The 21106-nt window shown below is 39.1% G+C and carries 20 protein-coding genes; 7 read left to right on the top strand and 13 right to left on the bottom strand.

The genetic code is table 11. The features are described 5' to 3' along the window. Window positions 1-67: 67 nt before the first annotated feature. Together IGI52_RS24415 and IGI52_RS24410 are read right to left on the bottom strand one after the other, a co-directional pair. Window positions 68-949, bottom strand: a complete 882-nt coding sequence (locus tag IGI52_RS24415) for a LysR family transcriptional regulator (RefSeq protein ID WP_438782619.1) — start codon at window positions 947-949, stop codon at window positions 68-70. Window positions 950-1278: 329 nt separating this feature from the next. Further along, window positions 1279-2145 carry a LysR family transcriptional regulator gene (locus IGI52_RS24410; protein ID WP_207486751.1) on the bottom strand — a complete coding sequence of 289 codons (867 nt, stop codon included), beginning with the start codon at window positions 2143-2145 and terminating at the stop codon, window positions 1279-1281. Window positions 2146-2253: 108 nt separating this feature from the next. Here IGI52_RS24410 and IGI52_RS24405 point away from each other — a divergent pair, with 108 nt between their 5' ends. Then, window positions 2254-3120: an aldo/keto reductase gene (locus tag IGI52_RS24405; protein ID WP_070504166.1), complete on the top strand. Its 867-nt coding sequence runs from the start codon at window positions 2254-2256 to the stop codon at window positions 3118-3120. Between the two features lie 19 nt (window positions 3121-3139). After that, window positions 3140-4009 (top strand): aldo/keto reductase, encoded by an 870-nt coding sequence (locus IGI52_RS24400; RefSeq protein WP_438782700.1) that lies wholly within the window; start codon window positions 3140-3142, stop codon window positions 4007-4009. A gap of 213 nt (window positions 4010-4222) precedes the next feature. Here IGI52_RS24400 and IGI52_RS24395 read toward each other — a convergent pair whose 3' ends face one another. The 6 genes from IGI52_RS24395 to IGI52_RS24370 form a co-directional block, all read right to left on the bottom strand. Next, a complete protein-coding gene (locus IGI52_RS24395; protein ID WP_438782618.1) occupies window positions 4223-4708 on the bottom strand; it encodes a flavodoxin in 486 nt (161 codons plus the stop codon). Between the two features lie 34 nt (window positions 4709-4742). Then, on the bottom strand, window positions 4743-5609 hold the full coding sequence (locus tag IGI52_RS24390; RefSeq protein WP_438782617.1) for an aldo/keto reductase: 867 nt from the start codon (window positions 5607-5609) through the stop codon (window positions 4743-4745). 324 nt (window positions 5610-5933) lie between these two features. Continuing rightward, window positions 5934-7229, bottom strand: coding sequence for an MFS transporter (locus IGI52_RS24385; protein WP_438782616.1), 1296 nt, complete (start codon window positions 7227-7229; stop codon window positions 5934-5936). A 350-nt stretch (window positions 7230-7579) separates the two neighbouring features. Beyond that, window positions 7580-8794, bottom strand: coding sequence for an MFS transporter (locus IGI52_RS24380; protein WP_438782615.1), 1215 nt, complete (start codon window positions 8792-8794; stop codon window positions 7580-7582). A gap of 147 nt (window positions 8795-8941) precedes the next feature. Beyond that, complete coding sequence (locus IGI52_RS24375; RefSeq protein WP_207486761.1) at window positions 8942-9955, bottom strand: serine hydrolase domain-containing protein; 1014 nt, start codon at window positions 9953-9955, stop codon at window positions 8942-8944. A gap of 303 nt (window positions 9956-10258) precedes the next feature. Next, window positions 10259-11170 carry an Rpn family recombination-promoting nuclease/putative transposase gene (locus tag IGI52_RS24370; RefSeq protein WP_438782614.1) on the bottom strand — a complete coding sequence of 304 codons (912 nt, stop codon included), beginning with the start codon at window positions 11168-11170 and terminating at the stop codon, window positions 10259-10261. A 90-nt stretch (window positions 11171-11260) separates the two neighbouring features. Here IGI52_RS24370 and IGI52_RS24365 point away from each other — a divergent pair, with 90 nt between their 5' ends. From IGI52_RS24365 to IGI52_RS24345, 5 genes are all read left to right on the top strand, one after another. Beyond that, window positions 11261-11467, top strand: coding sequence for a hypothetical protein (locus IGI52_RS24365; RefSeq protein WP_270791438.1), 207 nt, complete (start codon window positions 11261-11263; stop codon window positions 11465-11467). Then, window positions 11439-11795 (top strand): IS66 family insertion sequence element accessory protein TnpB, encoded by a 357-nt coding sequence (gene tnpB / locus IGI52_RS24360; RefSeq protein WP_216411126.1) that lies wholly within the window; start codon window positions 11439-11441, stop codon window positions 11793-11795. Before IGI52_RS24365 ends, tnpB begins: the two co-directional genes overlap by 29 nt. A gap of 99 nt (window positions 11796-11894) precedes the next feature. Continuing rightward, on the top strand, window positions 11895-13454 hold the full coding sequence (gene tnpC, locus IGI52_RS24355) for an IS66 family transposase (protein ID WP_438780295.1): 1560 nt from the start codon (window positions 11895-11897) through the stop codon (window positions 13452-13454). A 169-nt stretch (window positions 13455-13623) separates the two neighbouring features. Continuing rightward, on the top strand, window positions 13624-14070 hold the full coding sequence (locus IGI52_RS24350; RefSeq protein WP_438780107.1) for a transposase family protein: 447 nt from the start codon (window positions 13624-13626) through the stop codon (window positions 14068-14070). Next, window positions 14039-15379 (top strand): ISL3 family transposase, encoded by a 1341-nt coding sequence (locus IGI52_RS24345; protein WP_438780108.1) that lies wholly within the window; start codon window positions 14039-14041, stop codon window positions 15377-15379. Before IGI52_RS24350 ends, IGI52_RS24345 begins: the two co-directional genes overlap by 32 nt. 264 nt (window positions 15380-15643) lie before the next feature. Here IGI52_RS24345 and IGI52_RS24340 read toward each other — a convergent pair whose 3' ends face one another. From IGI52_RS24340 to IGI52_RS24320, 5 genes are all read right to left on the bottom strand, one after another. Continuing rightward, entirely contained in the window at window positions 15644-16483 is an 840-nt protein-coding gene (locus IGI52_RS24340; RefSeq protein WP_438782613.1) for an SDR family oxidoreductase, read from the bottom strand. A gap of 627 nt (window positions 16484-17110) precedes the next feature. Continuing rightward, window positions 17111-17590 carry a hypothetical protein gene (locus tag IGI52_RS24335; RefSeq protein WP_438782612.1) on the bottom strand — a complete coding sequence of 160 codons (480 nt, stop codon included), beginning with the start codon at window positions 17588-17590 and terminating at the stop codon, window positions 17111-17113. Window positions 17591-17608: 18 nt separating this feature from the next. Continuing rightward, window positions 17609-18955, bottom strand: coding sequence for an aldehyde dehydrogenase family protein (locus tag IGI52_RS24330; RefSeq protein ID WP_438782611.1), 1347 nt, complete (start codon window positions 18953-18955; stop codon window positions 17609-17611). A 33-nt stretch (window positions 18956-18988) separates the two neighbouring features. Next, window positions 18989-20065 carry a butyrate kinase gene (gene buk, locus IGI52_RS24325; protein WP_438782610.1) on the bottom strand — a complete coding sequence of 359 codons (1077 nt, stop codon included), beginning with the start codon at window positions 20063-20065 and terminating at the stop codon, window positions 18989-18991. A gap of 2 nt (window positions 20066-20067) precedes the next feature. Then, a complete protein-coding gene (locus IGI52_RS24320) occupies window positions 20068-20973 on the bottom strand; it encodes a phosphate acyltransferase (RefSeq protein ID WP_207487920.1) in 906 nt (301 codons plus the stop codon). Window positions 20974-21106: the final 133 nt, after the last annotated feature.

The following is a 21106-nucleotide window of genomic DNA, read 5'->3' as shown; positions in this document are numbered from 1 at the left end:
TATATAAATCACAATTAGAGTGTAACAGACCCCCATATCCCATCGGTACCAATCAAAATCACTAACCTTATACCAATTTATTTCTACGGTTAATATAGCTCTTAAATCGCTGTACATTTGGCGAATCCGTTTGATCACGATGAAAGATCGCATAAATGTCCCAGTATAATGGTTCTTTTAATGAGACTACCTTCAAATCCTTCATTTCAAACCCATCCAATGAAAAATCTAAAACAATCCCCAATCCTATCTTCATTCGACTCAAATTGACCAATAATGAAGTATCTTCAGTCTTTGCTACCAGCTCGATTTTAATGTTATTTTCTTCACATGATCGGGTAAATTCATGGTAAACGTGGTAATTCTCATTTAAGATAATCAACTCTTCCCCTTGCAGCTCGGCTAAGTCAATCGTATCTCGTTGATAAAATGGATGCCCATGATACACTAGCAGTTTGACTTCCTTACGCTCAATAAAAAGTGAAGTAATCTCCTTGTCATCAACTTTCCCGATGACAATACCGACCTCTCCTTCTAGCTGTCGAATCTTGTGATTGACCTCCTGATTAGCCATCTCCTTCCAGCTAAACTCAACCTCTGAATAAGCACATTGAAAATCATGCAAAAAATCAAAGGACAGAGCCTTCAGAACACCTCTAGCCAGATAAATTTTTAAGTGATTTTGCTTTTCTTTTTCATTTTGAATCGCCGTATGCAGCAAGGTGAAATAATCAATTAATCGTTCACTGTAGCTGTACAGTATTTTAGCAGTGGCAGTTGGCTCAACTCCTTTACTGCTTCGAACAAATAATTGCGTATCAAGCTCATTTTCTAGACGGTTGATGATTCTTCCTACGCCTTGAGCCGTCATAAACTGCTGACTCGCCGTCTGGTTCATACTTTTTGTCTCGAATACTTTCATAAAGCATTGAAGTTCTTGAACGTTCATTTGTTAAGCTCCTTCTTTATTTTTGTACCTACTAAATCCCTTTTCATATCTTATTCTATCGTTTATGAAGGATGGTTTCTATAGCATTACATAGATGTGCAGTAATAAAGATTGTGCCTGCTTCTAAAAATATCGTAACAAATAGTATCTATATCCTTACCTATAATGGGATTTCTGTCAGACTTAAGCACAAAAATCACCCCTGACGATCTGCCTTGCTAATTTTTCTCAATTCAAAAAAGCTTAACCATCACAAAAGATGATTAAGCTCGAGTTTATTTGAACATTCTTAATTTCTATTAAATAACAACTTACAATTACAGTAAAACCTAATCAATCCTTATCCACCCATCTTGCCAAGCTTCAATCACAGGTTCAAGACGCGATCTGTTGCTTTTTAAAAAGCTTGCATAAAATGTCATTTCGGCAATATCATCCTCGATTTTAATTGGCACGCGATCATTGACTAGCTCCTTATGCAGGCAGGGATCGAGTTTGGAAACATTCGTTGTAAAAAACGGAAAAACCGAATAATTCTTTATCTCCTCAAAATTTTCGTGATTATCTTGGTAGAGAAATTTAGCATTGGGAATTTTTCCTTGAATAACATCAGTCCAAATACCGATGTCCCTTAATACTAAAAAAGTCAAATCACTCAGCTGCTCAAAGGTAACACTTCCTTGACTAGCTAGATCAGTAAATCCGCTTAAGTTTACCGTTAATCTTTCTTTTCCTAAATACACAGAGTCAATTCTCTTATCCTTAAGCGGATAATTGGTCACGACACAACTATACTGTTCCTTTAGCAACAGCTCAATCCAGTTCGGTCGTTCAGCCAGCTTTTCTTCCATACTTATGTTGGGAAGCTTTAATGAATCCAAGACGATTAATGGTCCCGGAGCAGCGGAACAAATCGTGAGCTCTCTTTGACTTTTGTCGAAACGCTGGATATCGGATACGTAGCTTCTATTTACTGAAAGAACATCCTCCGCTCTTTCTGCAGCGAATATCCCAGCTTTGGTCAACGTAATCCGATTAGCTCCACGATTAAAAAGCTGAACCTCTAGCTCAGTCTCCAATTTCTTCATCCCTCGAGTCAGGGCTGGTTGAGAAAGTCCCAGTTGATCAGCGGCCGCCGCGAGTGTTCCGTATTTTTTAAATGCCACAAGCTCCTCCAGCAAATAATTATCAATCATGATTCCCCTCCATACGTTTACCGTATACTAGCATAATTAATTATGAATTTCCAACGCTCACTTTATCTACTAAACTTTAGTTAATTAAGACAAAGGAGTGTATCTACAATGAATAATCCTTCATTTAAACTAAACGACAATAACTCAATTCCAGCCATCGGATTTGGTGTGTTTCAAATTCCAAACGATGGGTCAACCTATGCGGCCGTTTTGAAGGCCTTGGAAATTGGCTACCGCCACATTGATACCGCAGTCGCCTACTTTAATGAAACAGAAGTCGGCAAGGCCATTCAAGACAGCGGCATCTCTCGTGATGACATTTGGATCACTTCAAAAATGTGGCTGCAAGATTATGCTTACGAAGATGCAAAAAAGGCCATTGATCTTTCGCTAAAAAAACTACAAACAGGCTATATTGATCTCTATCTGATCCATCAACCCTATGGAAAAGTCGATGAAGCCTGGAAAGCAATGGAAGAAGCAAAATCAGTAGGAAAAATACGTTCGATCGGCGTTTCCAATATGACGCCAAAAATTTGGCGAAAATGGGAAAATAGCTTCACAACTATGCCTGCTGTTAATCAAGTAGAGTTCAACCCCTATTTCCAGCAAAAGGAACTGCGAAAAATAATGGCTGAAAACAACGTGACGCTTGAAGCTTGGGCACCATTAGGACAAGGAAATCAAGAACTGCTGAATGAACCGATTTTGAAAAATCTAGCAAAGAAATACGCTAAAAATGTTGGTCAAATCATTCTGCGCTTTGAATATCAGGAAGGAATCATTGTTTTTCCAAAAACAGTCCACTCCGAACGGATGATTTCTAACTTAAACATTTTCGACTTTGCACTTACGAGTGATGAAATGGATAGTATTCGCCTGCTAGATAAGAACAAAGGCATGCACGATCCAGATGCATCTGGTACGAAAGAAATGCTGCTGAATGCTTTTGATGTTCATGCAGACGATAAATAAGAAAGAAGCTGAACTGATTATGACAACCATTCCTATGCTAAAAATGAACGATGGACATACAATTCCTCAATTAGGCTTTGGTGTTTTTCAAATAACTGATCCTGCAGAAGCAGTCACAGCTATCGAAAGTGCTCTGTTTAATGGTTATCGATTAATTGACACTGCCGAGGCTTATAATAATCAAAAAGCCGTGGGTGAAGCCCTTAAAAATAGCAAAATTCCACGGGATGACGTCTTTCTCACCACAAAGCTTTGGGTTTCTAACTACAGGTACGAGGAAGCAAAAAAAGCGATTGATCATGACTTAAAAGAATTAGGGACCGATTATATTGATTTATTTCTTTTGCATCAAGCCTATGGCGATATTGCTGGTGCCTGGCGAGCCATGGAAGAAGCGCAAAAAGAAGGAAAAATTAAATCCTTAGGCGTATCCAACTTTTGGCCAGATCAACTTAAAAATCTTGAATTAATGAGCAATGTTAAACCAGCAATTAACCAGATTGAAATCAATCCTTGGTACCAACGAGATTCAGAAGTTAAATGGTACCAGCGAAACGATATTTTACTCGAAGCCTGGGCGCCCTTCGCAGAGGGAAAAGTTGAAATCTTCAGTAATCCCTTAATTGCCGAGATCGGACAAAAGCATCATAAATCTGTAGGCCAGATTGTTCTGCGGTGGCTGATCCAACGAGGCATTATCGTCATTCCAAAATCAGTGCATTCTGAGCGTCAAAAAGAAAATCTGGCGATATTTGACTTTGAATTAACTGCCGCGGATATGGAGCTAATCGGTTCTTTGGACAAGAATGCCAGCCAATTTTTTGACCATCACGATCCAGACACGATTGAACAGATTTTTGGAGCAAGTCTAAAAAAGTTGCGCAACTAATTGTCACCATGAGAAAAAAGGCTAAGACTAGGTAGTCCACTACACAGCGGCTGACTGATGCTTCCTCAAAATTCATATTTTAATAAAAGGACTGAGGTTCCGTAGTTTTTCAGCATAACTACGTGGATTTCAGTCCTTTTGTTTAGTACTACTTGCTTATCGCTGATAGCTTTAACAATTATATTAGTGTCACCAAAGACACTGCAATAATTTTTAACTTTTAATCATTTGCGACACCCAGTGCTCGATTGCCTTTGGATTAGAATTTGTTAGTTCTCTTCCTTGAACCCATTTTGCCTGTTCATTGGTAGCTTCTTTTAGAGCTTGATCACTAGATCCAAATCCGCTGCCGCCTGACGTACAGAAGGGAATGATTGTTTTCCCCTTCCAATCACGCTGCTGAAAAAAAGCTTCTATGATTTTAGGCGCCTTACCCCACCAGATTGGATAACCAACAAAGATTACTTCATAATTGGCTAGATCAAGTGCATTTTCAGCAAGTTCTAGATTATTCGAAGAGCCAGTCATCTCCAGGCTGCTACGACTGTTGGGATTATTCCAATCTAAATCAGCGCTAGTATACGGTTGCTTCGGTTCAATCTCAAGGATATCCGCACCAAGAATTCCAGCCAGCTGAGTGGCTGTCCGTCGCGTTGTTCCACTTGCCGAAAAGAAGGCAACTAACTGTTTTTGTGTCATTTTTTCCGCTCCTTTAGTTAAGTTTTTATTCCAATTACAATTTGCCGCCAAATACTGGGAAAAAGCCGTGTTCTCCGTAATCATCGATTTTTTCAATGGTTTTCAGCATTTCCATATCTGCATCGTTGATTTCAAAGTTCAACTCTGCATTGTTTTTCATATGATCCGGATTGCTTGTTTTCGGGATCACGACAATTCCTAATTGCAAAGCGTATTTCAAGCTAAGCTGTGCCACGCTGACATCGTACTTCGCCGCAATAGCTTTCACGTCTTTGCGATTTAAAACTGCTCCGTGACCAATAGGTGAATAAGCTTCAACTTGGATGCCATTCGTCTGACAAAACTCGATCAGTTCTAGCGGTGTATTTCCAATATGACACAACACTTGATTCACCATTGGCTTGATCTCTGTATTTTCCAATAGGTTCTCTAAATCTTCTCTTAAAAAGTTAGAAACACCAATTGCTCTTACTTTTCCCGCCTTATAAGCAGCTTCTAACGCTTTCCATGCTTGGATATTTCCTTCAAAGTAGCGATCATCTGACTGATTCACTTCCTTCCATGGTTGCGGGCTGTGAATAATCATTAGATCGAAATAATCCAAACCGGCTTTACGAAGAGATTCATCAATGGAGGCAGCTGCACCTTCGTAAGACTTTTCCTCAGCCGCAACCTTGGTTGTAATAAAAAGCTCCTGACGGTCGACTCCACTTTTTCTAACCCCTTCACCAACACCCTTTTCATTCCCATAAGCTTGAGCAGTATCAATATGACGATAGCCTAAAGCAATCGCATCAATCACCGCTTGTTCTGTCTGCTCATCATTCAGTAACCAAGTTCCTAAACCTAAAGCTGGGATTTTTACCCCGTTGTTTAGTTCAAAATTATTTGTGTAAGTCATCTAAAAACCCTCCAAAATTGATTGTTATTTTCTTTGTTCAATCTCATCATAACCCTAAAGCCAACTTTAGGTTCAAGCCCTAAGGAGAAAAAAAGTTTCGAAGACAATAGAAAAATTCAATAAGTCGCAAGATAAAGCTGCCTCCTACTCCTTCAAAAGCTTAACTAGACGCGCTTATAACTTTTAAAAGTTTTTTATTAGCACCTTCAAAAAAGCATTCTATTCTACGTTAGATCAGACTTTTAAAAAACTATACAACAAAGGGAGCTATCGACGAGGACAGCTCCCTTTGTCTATTCATAAAACCCTTATTGAAAGTCTCTACTAAAGAGACTCCTCAGAAAAATTTTCTTGTCCTTTTCGTTCTACTATTTTTTTCTGCAGCTCTACATCATAATTCCGTGCCTGAGGAATCAAAACATTTATCAAGCCGCAAACCAAGGTGCCAATCCCGGCAATCATAAACATTTTTTCGACTCCGATAGTATCTGCGATAGGTCCGGCGAAAATCAATCCCACAGGACCCGTGATACTCATCAACGAGTTAATTACTCCCAGCACTCTGCCTAAATATTTAGGTTCGTAGCTTTGTTGAATCATTGCCATCAATAAGGTATTAAAATAAGGTGTCGCAAAGCCTGCAATAGCATTTAGAACTACAAACACCATAAATCCTTTTTGTGTCCCTGGCAATAATCCACTTAAACCAATGGTTACCCCAATAACCAAATAAGAAAAAAGAATCGGCAGCATACGATTTTTCCATTTACCAAATAAGCCAATCACCGCACCGCCAGCTAACATGCCAGTCGCGTAAATCACTTCGATCAAACCTGCTTGCCCTACCGTTCCCTTAAAATATTCCATCGTCATTAAAGGATATAAACTAGCTGCAGGCATAAAGATCAGCATGAACACCGAGCCGATAAGCGTAATATACCAAAGTCCCTTATTTTCAAGCAGCTTCTTCAACCCAAACTTTGAATCCGCTAAAATATGAATACTTTCCCCTTCGGACACGACATGAGGAATCGTTACAAAAAGCAGTAGCCCAACGCCGAGAATAGCACCAAGTACGTCAAACAGAATCAGCCAATTCATCGGAACAATCGAGAAAAGGAAAGCACCCAATGCTGGGGCAATAATATAGTTCGCCGATTGGACCATTCCAAGCTGCCCGTTGACTTTAGTCAATTCCTCTTCTGGTACCATCGTAGGCAGTATCGATTGAATGATCGGCATTTGAAACGTTTGAGCGACAGCCCGAACAAACAACGATGCAAAAACCAGCCATAATGGAAACTCAGGTGAAATCGTCCCCGTAATCGAAAGAATCAGTGCAAAGAGCGCGACAACAATATCAGTAATAATTAATAGAAACTTTTTATTGCGTCGATCCACAACAGGGCCTACAAACGGACTCAACACAACCATTGGTATCATCCCTAACAATGTAGCAAAGCTTAAAACCGTTGCAGAACCCGTTATCTTAGTCAAATACCAAATGATGGAATACTGAACAATCATACTGGTTATTCCCGACAAAAACTGACCAGCTAGAAAAAAATACAAGTTCCTCCGCCACTTATCCGGCAGTGATGAATCTATTTTTTTATTCATCTATCAAACACTCCTATTAGATAAAAACAAGGAAACAATCAACAATTCCCACTTCTAAAATCAAAGTAATGGAATATCGCTGTTCTATTGAAGAATGCCAAAACAGCTCTATCTTATGGATTATCCTTGATGATAGCTTAATACAGTAGGCGGCACAAGTAGCAAGACTGCTCTTTTTGTGATTGATTAAATGAATGTGTTTATTCAATTGTCTACCGTTAGTAAATCACGTTGAGTCAAAACTTCTCTTACCATCAATGAGAAGCCGATTTTTCTCAACCATTATCATAAAAACACCTAGTCTGTCACTAAAGACAAACTAGGTGTTTTTTAGCATCACTAACTATTAGCTAATCTTTTCTCACTAACTGCAGCAGACCTAAGCTTACGATGAACACACCGCAAATGATCACCAGCCACTGAATTTTTACAGCATCCGCAAGCGGACCAAAGATTGCGGTACCAAGCGGCATAAAACCACTATACATAGCACCTAAAAGACCAAAAATTCGTCCCTGCTTATCTTCAGGCACATGCTCTTGAAGCATAGTCGTGGTTGAAGATTGAACGACTGGAATAAAAAAACTCATGAAAAACATACAAGCGGCAAAGAGCCAAAATTGATAGGTAAATCCAAGTATTAATGAAAGCAGGCCAAAGCCGAGTAGCCCATAGATAAACGTCCGCATCCTATCCTTAAAACCGCCCCAAGTCCCAAGCAAAATACCTCCCAATACCATTCCTGCAAAACCGGCCATCTCATTGACTGTCAGATATACATAGCTATCCCCAAAGGTTCGCTCGATCATCAGTACCGTTAAAAAACTAGATGGTACACTCAAAAAGATAAATGCGCCATAGGTCAGCAGCAGCCGTTTTACCTTTTGTTCTTTCACAGCGTAGGAGATACCTGCTTTCATATCGACAAGAAAAGAAGTAGCGTGCATCCGTGTCTCACATTTTTGATTCGCGATGGTGATAAAGCAAAGAATGGTAATGCCAATAATTGCTGTTGCTACATCCAGCAAAAGAATCCATTGAAAGGACCCAATCGCTAGAATTGTTCCTGCTACCGCTGGAGAAGCAAATTGGACGATAGCCATCATACTTCCGTTGATACCGTTATAGCGTAGCAACTGCTCTTCTGGTACGATTTGCGGAATGACCGCACTCACGGCTGGCGACTGAATGCCAGAGCCAAATGATCTCAGAGCAGATACTATCAGCAGCAACGGCAGGATATTTGCTGTTTTGCCAACAATCAGAATAACAGCTAATAGCAAGGTCACTAAGGCAATGCCTAGATCCGCAAGTATAATTAGTCGTTTTCTCGGATAACGATCCGCCCACACCCCGCCAAAAAAGGAAATGATCGTTTGCGGAATCGTCGAGCTCAAAGTCAGTAACGTCACCCATAAGCCAGATGAGGTCTCCAATGCCACCTGCCAGATAATCGCCATCTGAACGATGGATGAGCCAAACAGCGTGATGGCTTGGCTGATAATAAATAATATCGTTTTTCGACGCCAAGTCTGTGGTTGCTCCTGTGCATTGTTTGTTTCCATATTATCCCCTCACTTTCTTGTCACCAGAAAAGTTTACTAAGAAAAAAGCAAGTGGTGGCTTAGTGGAGGGTTAATTTTTCTTTTATTAAATATTGCTTTAAAAGCAGCCGTTTTCTTTAAGTCAGATCGTGTGCAGTGCTTAAGTCCTTAGTTCATTTTTTTGCAATCATTCAGCAGAGCCATGCCGATTTTCTTTAAATCAACTAATCCATAGTTCGTCATGATGGTGACGGCTAATGTATTTTTCCGATCAAGTATCAAAATACAGCTGAAACCTCCTGCGTTTCCATCATGCCAGTGAATATTCTGATTGTCCTTATCAATTCTCCAGCCCAGCCCCATATCCCATTGCTTATTCCCATTCGTGTATTTATTGTGGCACAAGTCTAGATAGCTTGGTGTATTCATTAAATGGGCCTGACTAAATTTTAAAAGATCGCTTGCCGTTGAGACTAATGATCCTGCCGATGAGACGATATCCGTTTTATCCCATTCCCAGCTTTTTGTCTTTTGCTGCTTTCGGTCATGTCCAAACATTTCAGCAGAACTACTTGAATTTGTTTCCTTCAAACCAAGATCCTTTTCAATGAAGTCATCCATCGCTTCATACGCTGTTTTTTGCGTTTGCTGCCCAAGAATATATCCAAGAACACCAAATGCAAAATTATTATAAGCAAACTTATACGTTTTTGGTTGTATTGGTGTTGTCCGCAGCACCTCAAGCATTTTTGTACTATCCAAAGTTCCGTGATAAGGATTTGTATGCAAAAAGCCACCCTGCTGATTCATCGTCAGCATCATTTTCACCGTTTGCAACTTCGTATAGGGAATCTCTGTTGGATAGCCCGAAGAATGTGTTGCTAATTGCTGGATTGTAGGATAAAAACGCTCTGGCAATCCTAAAATATAATGATTCAACGGCGCATCCAAAACAATTTTATTTTCAAAAACATACTTAGCTAGTAAAGAAGTCGTGAAAAGCTTAGTAATTGAGCCAATATCATAGGACAAATTATGCGGAATAGACTCATTTTCAGCATTCCAAGCATCAAAAACCGCCTCACCTTGTTTTAGCATGCCAACAGTGATGTTGATTCCTTTATGTTTATTCGTGAGTTCCTGTAATAGCTGTCGGGTTTCTGATGAATAATAGTTTTCCATGACGAATCAACCTTCTTTCTACTCTAATATAGTTTAAAATTCTAAGAAGTAACGATCGAGATTTTTCAAAATAATTAAAGAAAAATCTGAGTAACTTCCGCAAATAATTGTATTCGCTTTCAACTTTAGTATACCGTATCCAACTGATTCTTCGTAATCACTTATAAAAATCTTCGCTTAGCTTTTGCTGAAAAAAATCGGAATTCTATTATTCTTTCTATATAAAAAGCTCAGCCATCACTTTTGATGACTGAGCTCAAAAATATTAATCGTAGTATCACTCATTTTGAAATCTTCCCGCAGCTACTTCGATTCTGCCTTCCACTTTTTCAGTGTCTCAATATCTACCCCGCTTATCTCTGAGATTTCTTTCAATGAGAGAGAGGTTTGCATTAAGTTTAGAAGCAGCACTCGTTTTTCTTCCAGATTTCTTTTTTGTTCTTCTTGTCTCCCTTTTGCTATACCTTTTGCCATGCCTTCATCTCGAGCGTACTCCAACTCTGCCTCTGCTATTGCTCGGGCTTTATCGATTTTCATGATCATTTCCTTTTCCTCCTCTTCCAATGTTAAGAAGTCTGTCTTCTTTTTCGCTTCTTTGATATAGTCGGGGGCGTCAGTCTTCACTTCTCCTGTCTTGAAATAATAATGCCAGTGATACGCCGCATGTTGCGTATTAAGTACGTCGTTCTTCAAACTAAGAAAAACAAGTATCAACAGCTCTTTTCCCTCTTTATTTAGAAAAAGGCGATTGGTCTCGGGATTCATTAAACGGAACAATTGCAGGGCACTTTCTGTGTCATCGAACAAATGAAAATCGACAATATTGATACCATACGCTGGGCGCAGGCTCGAAAAATTGCTTTTCTTCACTTCATTTTTAGCGATATTGCCAAAAGGCGAGCGATAGGCTTCCCCTAGATAGAAGAGGCTTCTTTCGTGAAAATACTTTTGCGCCTGAACTTGACACTCAATCGTGGTATAGCTTCCATCTTCAGCGACTGCCAGGATGTCAACCTCGGTAAGCTTTACCTCCATCTTTTCCCGTTCTTCATAGGATTTCTTATAGCTGTCAATGTGATAGGTCTGCTTTGGCATCAGTCTCTCGAATTCTAAGCCTAATAAATCTTTGACGAATGCTTTTAGAATATGCTGGGAATCCTCCGAAGTTAGTAATTTTTTGAATAATAGATCGTTGGTTGGTAAATACACGTGCATCTCTTTTCCGTAAACGTCACATAGTAGGGTGTCTCGTTTTCTCCTTCGCCGACTGTTAAACTTACTGTATCAACTTACAGGAGGCATACTATGGAGAAAAAAGAGATCGTACCTATTCAGATCGTGGATCGAAATCCACCGATGTCGCCAACTGCTCCAGCGAAATCAAAACTCGCGGCTCGAGTGAAATTGGGACAAGCTGAAGCTTACATCTACAATGGAACGGACAAATATATTTTGGCAACGATCATGAAGGAGTTGAGCATCCATGCTTCTCGACTTCACTCACGTACCTAATATCTTTATCGTTTGTGGGAAAACCGATCTTCGAAAAGGAATCGATGGACTTGCGGCCTTTGTCACAGAAACATATCAACTCGATGTTTTCGATCACTCGCTCTTTCTGTTTTGTGGCTCAAAACCAGACCGCTTCAAGGCACTTTACTGGGAAGGTGATGGCTTTTTATTATTGTACAAACGATTTGAAAATGGTCGGCTTCAATGGCCGAAAAACTCTTCAGAAATGAAGAAATTAGATGTTCGGCAATTGAAACGACTGCTTATAGGCTTTTCGATCGAAGAGAAGAAAACCATTCATTCCAGCACCAAGGGTGCCTTCTATTGAAGTAGTAGAAACGTTGGTTTTATGCGATTTCTACTACTTTTTTGTCGTCAGAAATGGTATAATAATAACAGGTGATATCAAGCGTGGAGGTGTAAATGATTGACTAAAAAGGGAAATCAGCTTCTTTTGGATAACAAGAAACTGGAGAAGCGTCTCCAAGAAATGACTGAACAATTTGAACTCGTCCTTGAACAAAATCAGTACCTTCAAGAACAGCTATTCGCGATGCAGCGTCAGATGTATGGACGAAAAAAAGAAGATACGCCATCTGTCGATGGGCAAACAAATTTATTTGATACAGACCCTTTTAAGGAACCAGAGCAGACTGGTCAGGAAAGCCAGGAATTGATTGAGGTAAAGAGCTTTAGACGGAAAAAGACAAAAGGAAAAAAAGCCTTGTCGCTTGCCCACTTACCCGCAAACCATCTTCACTATTATTTGGAGGGCGAAGACTGTCTTTGTGATGCCTGTGGTACTCACATGACTGAAATTGGCTCCACCGTCGTCCGTGAAGAACCTCTATTTATTCCTGCTCATATTGAAAAAAATTTATTTCACCAGCATGCGTACAAGTGTTGCACATGTGAAAAAGACAATGGAACAACATCAATTAAGAAAGCTCGTGTACCAAAACCTCTGATCAATAATAGTTTTGGCAGTCCTACGATGGTAGCTCAGACAATCGTTGAAAAATATATCAAGAAAGTGCCTGCCTATCGGCAAGAGAACGAATGGAAAACCTTTGGCTTTCCATTGGATCGCCAGAAAATTACACATTGGCATCTTCTGGCGACAGACTACGTCTTGTCGCCGCTGTATCAACTATTAAAAGATACCTTACAGAACCAAGAAGTCATTCATGCGGATGAGACGCACTACAATGTCTTAGACGTTCCAAAAGCCACGACCTATTATTGGCTGTATACTTCTGGAAAAGCAGAAAGCTATCCCATTGTTCTTTACCAACATGAATTATCGCGCAAACATGAAATCCCTCAGAATTTTCTTACACACTTTACTGGCTATCTACATAGTGATGCTTACGCAGCTTATGGAAAAATGGCTGGCATCAAGAATGTTTACTGCTGGGCACATGTTCGTCGGAAATTTCATGAAGCGATCGGCTCACAGCCCAAAAAATATAGCACCGCCTTATTAGGCGAGCGCTATTGCGACCTTCTTTTCAAAGAAGAGAAGAAACTACGCCATCTAGATCCAACGGATCGTCAAAAACAGCGCAGTCAATGGATCAAACCCATCGTGGAGGAATTCTTTTCTTGGGCATCTAATCTATGTGTTCTCCCAAGATCAAAACTGGGAGAAGCCGTTGCGTATCTGCTAAAGTACAAGGAAGGATTGTGTACTTTCTTAGAGGATGGACGGTTAGAAACCACGAACAATCGCGCGGAACGAGCCATCAAAGAATTGGTGATCGGTCGAAAAAACTGGTTGTTCTCAAAAAGCGAAAAAGGGGCGCAAGCAACAGGAATCATTCTGAGCATTCTACGGACAGCTGTAGAAAATGGCTTAGATCCAAGAAAATATCTGATCTATTTATTTGAAAATATCCCCAACCTGCCAAGTTTAACAAAACCTGCGCTGGCAGCTTATTTGCCTTGGAATCAGGAAGTTCAAAGAAAGTGCCAAGCTAACTATTAATAAAAAAAGCACGCCCATCAATCATCCTTAAGTATACAGGAGGATTGATGGGCTTTTAATACACCTTACTATCTGACGGTTCTTTCCAATTTCATGGGATTCGATATACTAAATGTAGTATAATTTAATTGTTGGTAGTTACTGTTACATGATAAGGAGGCGTATTTCTTTGGAAGAATTACTTTTATCATTGGACGTTAATTTACATGTTGATGACTGTCAAATAACAAAAGAGAAAATTACCTTTGATGTTTCTTCCATTTCTACCTCGGCAAAGTGCCCCACATGTCGCTGCAAATCCACCAATATTCATGATTCTTATACTACTAAAATTCAAGATCTACCGATTCAAAGTAAGACAGTCTATTTAAATTTACTTATACGAAGATTCAAATGTCAAAATCCTGACTGTTCTAAAAAAACATTTTCTGAGACGTTCCCTTTTAGGGAACGAAATGCACGAAAAACAACACGATTGATGAAACTAATTGTTGATTTAGCAGAAAGTCGGAGTTCTGTAGGTATGACTAAAGACCTTGAAGAAATGGGAATCATAGTAAGGAAGAGTAGTCTATGTAATTATCTTGGGCAAAAAAAAAATTCACGTAGATTATGATGTAGCTGAAATATGCATTGATGATTTCGCTCTGAAGAAACGCCAACGTTATGGCACAATTATGGTAGATATCAAAACTGGGAAAATTGTTGACCTGCTGGAATCTCGTGAAAAAGAGGATGTGATCGAATGGCTTAAAAAATTCAAATGTGTTGAGCTGGTGTCACGTGATGGTTCTCGTACATACTCTGCAGCGATTAAGAAAGCATTCCCTCATGCAATACAAGTCACCGATAGATTTCATTTGGTTGCTCGTCTTTGTGAACTCGCTCAAACATTCATGCGCCACTCTTTCCCGCCAAGGATTCCAATCGAGATTTCCAATGAAAAATATGAAAAATTTGAAGATTTTCTTCTATATGCTTCACGAAGAGATAAAATTGTTTATGTAAAACGGCTGCATACCGACGGTATGACACAGCAAGAAATTCGAATGAAAACAGGCTTCGGCCTTAAAACTATTTCCAAGTATATAAAAATGAAGGAGAAGGAAATTCCGGAAGATAAAGCAATATTTTGGGAACGACATCATAATGAGCTAATGGAAGAAAAACAACAACAAATTGATGAAGTGAGAGCCCTTGCCAAAAAAGGAGTTGCCCTTTCCGAAATAACTGATATTACAGGATACACGCCTCAAACAATTGTAAGATATTTAGGAAAAGATGCTTCTTCTCTCAGCGGACAATATGGGATCGATCGTCCTGGTAAATTAGAAAAATATCGCAAAGAAGTTCTTGCGCTTCGTAAAGAAAGAAAAACATACTCAGAGATTTTTCAAATTATTTCTGAAAAAGGATATACCGGAACAGTAGATGCTATTCGAGGATATATGTCCCGGCAACGTCGTCTTCATAAACATTTTAAAGAAGAGTATCAAGGGAAATCCATTGAAATATTAGAACGAAAATGGTTAATTAAACTATTCTATTTACCGATTGAGAAAGTTCCCGTCATTGATAGTGAGTTATTGGAATTAGTTTTCAATCAGCATCCAAAATACAAACAACTCTATGAATTAGTTTGGAGATTTCGTCATTGTTTAAAAAAACAAGATCTAGAGTCTTTTAAAAGCTGGATGTCTTCTGTAAAAGAAAATTTTGATGATGTCTCTCTATTAAAGTTTGTGGGTAGTCTCTTAAATGATTTCCCAGCAGTCAAATATGCGATTACTCATAAATATAACAATGGTTTAGCTGAAGGTAGCGTAAATAAGATAAAGACCATAAAGAAACAGATGTATGGACGGTGCAGTTTCAATTTATTACGAAAAAAAGTTTTATCATTGGAAAATCGTCGAATCCCATGAAATTGGAAAGAACCTATCTGACGCTTACTCTTTTCCTGCCTTTCAGACAGCAGGTTTTCTCGCCTACATTATAACATGGCAAAACAACCGCTATCAAAGTCCTTTTACTCTAAAATACGCAGAAAAATAGAAAGTTTTTGATTCGAAATAATGATCACCTTTTTAAAATAAAAACAGGAATAGAACTATTTTTAGTTTTATCCCTGTCTCGTCTGTTTGCTGGCTTGCAAACTTGAGTTATTGTATTTCTAAAGTATCAAATAGCTATTTCTTTGTAAATAAATCAAAATCATACGCGCGAAGTTCCTTATTGATCATTTGTGTAGAGCTTTCTCCGGCATCAATGACCATACAAATCCCATTGATGTAACCTGCCATTGAACTGTTTAAAAACACGATGGGCGCTGCCATTTCTTCCGCAATTGCTGGACGATCCGCAAATCCTGTGACTAGATTCTCCTCGCCTCCCATCATGTCTGCAAAATCTTGTGTCAATCCCGTTTTTGCTGCTCCTGGCATGATACAATTCACTCGTATATTTTTCTTTGCAAATGCTGGTACCGTAGCACAGACTAAATGATTAACTAAACGCTTAGATAAGAAATATGCCTCGGTTCCCGGTTGATCATTCATGTTTAAAGCCTCCACTGCCTGGACTGCTGCTTCCCAAGATGCTGTCTCAATAAATGGCTGTGTTTCATTGACATGATTTTCCCACCACACTGCAGCTAAAGAGGAAACAAATGCGATCGCACCATTTTCCTTCATGCGTTTGCTCAAATACTCTTCTATAATATATTTGTTTGCAATAAAGTTGACAATCACCACAGTATTGTAATCATGGTGTTGACCTGAAATACCTGCTTCACCAAAGAAACAGTCAATCCTTTGTGGCAACTCCTCAAAGGCCCGATCAATTTCTATTTTTTGAGCAAGGTCACAACGAATAAATTTTTTGACCCCTGGCAACTCTGCTTTTGAATAATCAATCGCATAAACCACAGCGCCTAATTCAATCAACATTTGACTGGTAGCCTTCCCCATTCCTGAAGCTGCTCCAGTAACTACACAGATTTTTTCTTTATAGTCAAAATAGTCTTTCATGCAGTATCTCCTTATTCATTTTAATGGATTAATTTTTCCTTACTGAAAAATTAGTCTGATTTTCTTGCCGTATATCATTCCTCTATACTTCTTTTGATTTTGATTGCTTCCACTTTGGTTTTTACTGATTCAGCTAGAATTCTGCGAAAAGAGGAACTGAAATCCTTATTCATTTTAATGGATTAATTTTTCTTTACTGAAAAATTAGTCTGATTTTCTTGCCGTATATCATTCCTCTATACTTCTTCTGATTTTGATTGCTTCCACTTTAGTTTTTACTGATTCAGCTAGGTTCCTGCGAAAAGAGGAACTGAAATCCTTATTCATTTTAATGGATTAATTTTTCCTTACTGAAAAATTAGTTTGATTTTCTTGCCGTATATCATTCCTCTATACTTCTTTTGATTTTGATTGCTTCCACTTTGGTTTTTACTGATTCAGCTAGAATTCTGCGAAAAGAGGAACTGAAATCCTTATTCATTTTAATGGATTAATTTTTCCTTACTGAAAAATTAGTCTGATTTTCTTGCCGTATATCATTCCTCTATACTTCTTCTGATTTTGATTGCTTCCACTTTGGTTTTTACTAATTCAGCTAGAATTGTGCGTAAAGAGGAACTGAAATTCTTATGCTTGATATTGTTTATTTAAAAAGTCTGTGTCATACAATTCCTCAAAGGATTTTACTTTCCCATTTTCAAAATGGAAAAGCTGCAAATATGTTCCTTGGTAGCTTAGGTGCACATTATTGAACTGGGGTCCAGTTTGAGCGTCAATATCACTTCTAGCCTTTGTAATAATAACATCTGGATCTTCACCAAAAATGACTTCATCAATCGTCCAGTCAAACTTCCCTTTCCAGTCAAAAATTGGGTCCCAAAAGCTTTTCACAGCTTCCCAGCCTTCAAGAGAAGAAGCTTTACATACAGCCACACCTTCCGTCGTAAATGGTAAATACACTACCGGCTCATCTTCTACCCACAAAGCATAAAACAGTTCGCGGGGTTCTAAATAAAGAGAAAAAAACTGTTTGATTACTTCAAAATTTTGTAACCGTTTCGGATCATTAGTAGTTATTTTTGCATTGTTAACAACTGGGTTTCCCATGATGATTATTCTCCTTTTTTACCAGACATATTCTGGCATTGGTTTTTTTTCAATACGTAAAGCTACTTGTTGAATGTTTAATAAATGTTTGTAACTAAGGTTTTCAGAAATACTATTATTTCCCCAAGAACCACAACCGATGGAATTAGTTGGAATAATTGAGTTATGCGGACCGCTTCCGCTATCGCTAGTTGGTTGATTTACCATTAGGCGGCAAACTGGAATTTCTATTCCCGCCTTAATAATGTGTTGTTCATTAGATGAATAAATACCTGCTGTATGTCCTTTTCCAGCGACTTCATAGTTTGCCACAGCAATATCCAAAGCCTCTTCAAAACGATCATAGGCAATAACTGAAAGTACAGGGCAAATTTTTTCAGCACTCAATTGTTCTTTATGACCAAATTCAGTAACTTTAACGGCGATAATTTTGGTGTTTTCTGGAATAGTTACTCCTGCCTTATTAGCTACGACCAGTGCATCTCTTCCTGCTAAATCTTTTGCAAAATGACCTTCTTTATCAAAAAGTGCTTGCCGGATTTTCTCAACCTGCTCCTCATCATCTATCCAGTAGGTTCCCGCCTGCTCCATGGCATCTCGAACATCTTTTTCAACTTTACGCGGATAAATCAAGGTTTGTGTACACACACAAGCAGTCCCATTATCGTATTGACGTGCGGCAACCGTATCAGTCGCAAAGGCAGTATAATCTTCGACATCTTCTAAAATCAATTGCGAGTTCCCAGCACCAACACCAAAGGCTGGCGTACCGCTTGAATAAGCTGCCTTAACTAAGCCTGGACCACCTGTCGCAATAACAACATCCGTCTTTTCCATTACTTCTTTTGAAGCCTCCATACTAGGCTCCGGTACTACCTGAATTAAATCCATTGGTGCGCCAACAGAGGCTAGGGCAGACCGCATTAAGTCCACTGTATGTTGTACAGATCTTTTAGATTTCGGATGTGGTGAAATAATAATCGCATTTCTTCCCTTCAGCGCCAGCATCGCATTTCCCATTGGTAAAATATTGGGTACCGTTACTGGTGCAATACTCCCTATCACACCGACAGGATGGGCGATTTTGATAATTCCTGTCTCTTCATTGCGCTCAATTTCACCTACCGATTTTTTATCCTTTAGGTGATACCATAGGGCACTAGAAAAAAATTCATTTTTCGTTTGTTTGGCTTCGGCATTTCCAAACTGGGTTTCTTCAGCAGCTTCTTCAGCTAATTCCTTCGCATGATCATAAATGGCTTTGCCAATAATTCTGACCATCTCATCCGTTTGCTCCTGATTATAATAGTTGATTTTTTGCTGAGCTATTCGGGCTTTTTCAATCATTTCTTCAATTACAGTCATCTTACCTTCTCCCTTTCCTAAATATTATTTTTATTAATCTGTAGCGATAGTAAATAATTTGGCCTTTTCCTCACCGATATATATGCGATAAGCTCCACCAGCTAACGCCTCCAACTCATATTCACCAGGAACTTGTATGATAGGAGCTAAAAATCCTGCCCACTTTTCTATCCATGAGCAAATCATCGCAGAATTAGCCAAGCCGCCTGTCAAAATAATGCCATCTAAATCACCCTCAACTGCTACCGCCATCTCTCCGCAGGCCTTACTAACCTGATACGCAAGTGCCTCATACACAAGCTTTGCATAGTCATCCCTCTGCTCAATCTTCTTTTCAACTTCACGTCCATCATTTGTTCCTAAATAAGAATAGAGGCCGCCCTCTCTTCGTAAAATTTTCATCACTTCATTTTGAGGTAATTCGTAACATAATTTAATAACATGCTTAAGGGCAATACTACCTGCCCGTTCAACCGAAAAAGGCCCTTCATCATCTGCTAAAACATCAACAATTCGATTTTTAGCAAGTCCACAAACAGAGGTGCCGCCGCCCATATGAGCAATCACAAAATTACATTCCTCAACTTTTTTTCCAATTTTTTGAGCGGCTACTCTTCCCACTGCTCGCATGTTCAACAGATGTCCGATACTTTGCTTAGGAATTTTTTTCGTCCCAGTGATTCGAGCAAGATCGGACAATTGATCCAAGGTTTCCCCGTCATAAATGTAAGCTTTAACATTTTTTCCAGCGAGCTTTGCTAATTGACGGGCAATACTTGTTCCTAAGTTGGAAATGTGTTCAATCGCTTGATAGTTTGTATTGTAGTCCACCATCAATTCGTTCACCTCATAGCCGCCTGCGTCAATTGGAGGAAGTACACCCGCTCGTGTTACTACCGCCGATAGATTCCTGACACTTACTCCTTTCGTCTCTAAAAGTTTTAAAATCTCTTTCAAGCGAAACTCCTTTTGCTGAAAAACACTGGAAAATTGGTTTAGCTCTGCAATAGAATGCTCGATTGTTTCCTTAAATTGAAACGTATTATCTCTGGTATAGCCAACCTTTGTAGTTGTTCCACCTAAATTGATCGCTAGTATCTGAACAGACATCTTTATTCCCCCTTTGCCGCTGCTAATGCCAACATCATCGAGGTAACTTTCTCTTCTGCTGATGACGCTCTGGACACTAAAATAATTGGACATTTCGCACCTAATACAATACCGGCTGTCTTGGCTCTACCAAAGGTTTGCAAGGCTTTTACCATCACATTTGCCACTGTAATATTTGGTGCTAAAAGAATATCTGCATCCCCTTTTACGGCACCCGTATATTGCTTTGCTTCTACAGCGGCAGGATCGGTAGCTAAATCAAAAGAAATCGGTCCTTGAATCACACATCCAGTAATCTCCCCTGAACGCTGTAGCTGCATCAATTGCTCTGCTTCTAGAGAGGTTGTAATTTTAGGATGAACAAGCTCATTGGCTTCAATAATGCCTACTTTAGGTTTTTCATAACCCAGCTTATGAAAAAGTGTGACAGCGTTTTCCAACAATAATTTTTTTTGACTAAAATCAGGAAATAGAACCATTGCTCCATCAGTGAAGCCTAATAGTTTTTGGTAGCCTGGAATTTGCAACAATGTTACATGAGAAAGTAACGGGCCCTCTTTGATACCGTTCTCATTATTAACTACAGCTTTTAGCAGCGTTCCCGTTTGAATATGGCCTTTTAATAAAGCCTCTCCATGCCCCTCTCGAATCAGGTTAATCGAAATTTCAGCAGCGATTTCAGGGGTTTCTGCTGAGATTATTTCAAAATCTTCAGTGTCGTTTCTATTTTCCAAAAGCAGTTCGCGAATTTTCACTGCATCTCCAACTAATATACTTTTAGCCAGGTTCTGATTTTTAGCCATAATCGCAGCTTGAATCGAGACTTGATCAACAGCATTTACTACAACAATTGTTTTTAACTCCCGTGAATTGCGGAATCTTTTTTTTAATTCAGCAAAGTTTTTCATCTGCTCCTCCTTTCCTTTTCAATACGAAAATACCTGCGCAAAACCTACTTTTCTTTTGCTATACTAAAGGTATAACAGCGCCTTCATTTTAGGCTGTTCAGTCATTTGTTTTATTGTCTTAAGCATACTTTGT

It is taken from the genome of Enterococcus sp. DIV0187, from assembly GCF_051713785.1.
Taxonomy (GTDB): Bacteria; Bacillota; Bacilli; order Lactobacillales; family Enterococcaceae; genus Enterococcus_A; species Enterococcus_A avium.
This window is presented reverse-complemented; position numbering and strand designations above follow the sequence as displayed.

Bases quoted from the DNA above. Each gene is read 5' to 3' on its own strand.
- IGI52_RS24405 (WP_070504166.1), top strand. From the start codon at position 2,254: ATGAATAATCCTTCATTTAAACTAAACGACAATAACTCAATTCCAGCC.
- IGI52_RS24320 (WP_207487920.1), bottom strand. From the start codon at position 20,973: ATGAAAAACTTTGCTGAATTAAAAAAAAGATTCCGCAATTCACGGGAG.
- IGI52_RS24395 (WP_438782618.1), bottom strand. From the start codon at position 4,708: ATGACACAAAAACAGTTAGTTGCCTTCTTTTCGGCAAGTGGAACAACG.
- IGI52_RS24380 (WP_438782615.1), bottom strand. From the start codon at position 8,794: ATGGAAACAAACAATGCACAGGAGCAACCACAGACTTGGCGTCGAAAA.
- IGI52_RS24385 (WP_438782616.1), bottom strand. From the start codon at position 7,229: ATGAATAAAAAAATAGATTCATCACTGCCGGATAAGTGGCGGAGGAAC.
- IGI52_RS24340 (WP_438782613.1), bottom strand. From the start codon at position 16,483: ATGAAAGACTATTTTGACTATAAAGAAAAAATCTGTGTAGTTACTGGA.
- buk (WP_438782610.1), bottom strand. From the start codon at position 20,065: ATGTCTGTTCAGATACTAGCGATCAATTTAGGTGGAACAACTACAAAG.
- IGI52_RS24375 (WP_207486761.1), bottom strand. From the start codon at position 9,955: ATGGAAAACTATTATTCATCAGAAACCCGACAGCTATTACAGGAACTC.
- IGI52_RS24335 (WP_438782612.1), bottom strand. From the start codon at position 17,590: ATGGGAAACCCAGTTGTTAACAATGCAAAAATAACTACTAATGATCCG.
- IGI52_RS24370 (WP_438782614.1), bottom strand. From the start codon at position 11,170: ATGCACGTGTATTTACCAACCAACGATCTATTATTCAAAAAATTACTA.
- tnpB (WP_216411126.1), top strand. From the start codon at position 11,439: ATGCTTCTCGACTTCACTCACGTACCTAATATCTTTATCGTTTGTGGG.
- IGI52_RS24365 (WP_270791438.1), top strand. From the start codon at position 11,261: ATGGAGAAAAAAGAGATCGTACCTATTCAGATCGTGGATCGAAATCCA.
- IGI52_RS24330 (WP_438782611.1), bottom strand. From the start codon at position 18,955: ATGACTGTAATTGAAGAAATGATTGAAAAAGCCCGAATAGCTCAGCAA.
- IGI52_RS24415 (WP_438782619.1), bottom strand. From the start codon at position 949: ATGAACGTTCAAGAACTTCAATGCTTTATGAAAGTATTCGAGACAAAA.
- IGI52_RS24390 (WP_438782617.1), bottom strand. From the start codon at position 5,609: ATGACTTACACAAATAATTTTGAACTAAACAACGGGGTAAAAATCCCA.
- IGI52_RS24410 (WP_207486751.1), bottom strand. From the start codon at position 2,145: ATGATTGATAATTATTTGCTGGAGGAGCTTGTGGCATTTAAAAAATAC.
- IGI52_RS24400 (WP_438782700.1), top strand. From the start codon at position 3,140: ATGACAACCATTCCTATGCTAAAAATGAACGATGGACATACAATTCCT.